The organism is Streptomyces sp. NPDC004561, from assembly GCF_053602155.1.
In genome coordinates this window covers 1-1,681 of record NZ_JBSGDB010000872.1, presented here as the reverse complement: position 1 = coordinate 1,681, position 1,681 = coordinate 1, and the positions used below count along the sequence as shown (strand labels likewise).

Here is a 1,681-nt window from a genome sequence, read left to right as displayed (position 1 = left end):
TCAGGGCAAGTTGGTCACGAAGCTCGCTCGGTATGCGCATACCACACCAACGACAGAGACACCGTGAAGCAACGTGTTGATTCTTTACGAGCCCTTAGCCAGGTACCTGTTCCGCCAGGGAAGGGCCCCGCTCCAAGAAAGATGGCGACACATTCCCCTGTCTAGGAGCTGTCCGGCCGATCACTGATGATGTCGGCTTGGCGGCTTCCTGAAGTACTTGCGACGGTGGCCCGAAGTCGGTTGCCCGGGTTCTGCTGGTGCGTGACCATCGTTGGATGGATACGGAAGGCCGGGGGCTTGTGCGGGTGGTGCAGACATGTTCTGCCCACCCGTCTCAGTGGAATGCGTGGAGGGCAGACCGCCAGTACCTGTATCTCCGATACCGGCATGGCGAGGGCTGCGTCGAGTGGCATCCCGGCCCTGACCCTGCGGACGACACACCAGACTCCTGGAACGAGGGCCGCTAGGGACGCCTGGTCGAATGGAACGACGGCACCAGCAGCAGTGTCATCAGCCTTGAGGACTTCCTCGTCGCGGCCGGCCTCATGCTGGCACCGGGGGCATCGGTGAGTTGCGGCCGTGACGCGTGGTCACGCGCGGAGCCAAACGACGAGGGCGGCCGCGGTGACCGTGCCGAGAAAGACGTACCCTCGCTTGTCGTAGCGGGTCGCCACGGCTCGATGGTTCTTGAGCTTGTTGATGGCCCGCTCGACGGTGTTGCGCTTCTTGTACCGCTTCTCGTCGAAGCCCGGCGGGCGCCCGCCGCGTTGACCTCTGCGCAGGCGAGCAGCCCGGCTGTCGGCCTTCTCCGGGATCGTGTGCGGGATGCCCCGACGTCGCAGGTACTCACGGCACGGTCGGTTGCTGTAGGCCTTGTCCCCGGCGACACTGTCCGGCTTGCTGCGGGGCCGTCCCGGTCCGACGCGGGGAACACGAATCTTCTCCAGCACGGGCTTGAACTCTGGGCTGTCACCGCGCTGGCCGGCGGTGACGAGCAGAGACAGCGGGCGGCAACGACCATCGGCGCTCAGGTGGATCTTGCTGGTGAAGCCGCCCCGCGATCGGCCCAGTCCCTCACCGCCTGCACCACCTCCGCCAGCCGGTCGGCCAGGCTCTGCCACGGAAGTTCGGCCTGGTGTTCCGCCTCGCCGTCCCCCTTTGAGGCAGCAAGGGCAGGCGGCGGGTCATTGCGAGCGCCCGCTGCGTGCTGATGCGCGCGCACGCTCGTCGAGTCGACCGAGACGTCCCAGTCCACGTCAGCCGCGGCATCGGCTGCGGCCTGGGCCTGCTGCAGCAGCCGCTCCCAGGTGCCGTCCGCCGACCACAACCGGTGGCGCTCGTAGACCGTCTTCCACGGCCCGAATCGCTCGGGGAGATCACGCCACTGCACTCCGGTCCGTACACGGTGGAGAATCCCGTCGATCACCTGCCGATGATCCCGCCACCGCCCACAACGGCCATTGCTCACCGGCAGGAACAGCCGCAACCGTTCCCACTCGGCATCCGACAAGTCACCACGCTGACCCCGCCCCATGCCCAGACCAACGAGTCACGGACGGGCCAGTCACATGATCGGCCGGACAGCTCCTAGTACTCCAGCCGTAGTTCGGTATCTGGGCTGGTCAGCAGCCTGGTGGCGTGGAGTGTAGCGGGGCGCCAGGTGGGCGGGACGGACTTCCCC

General features: G+C 66.7%; 1 pseudogene. It reads right to left on the bottom strand.

The features are described 5' to 3' along the window. Positions 1-590: 590 nt before the first annotated feature. Positions 591-1,534: pseudogene (locus tag ACWEN3_RS46270) on the bottom strand (IS5 family transposase). Between the last annotated feature and the right edge of the window lie 147 nt (positions 1,535-1,681).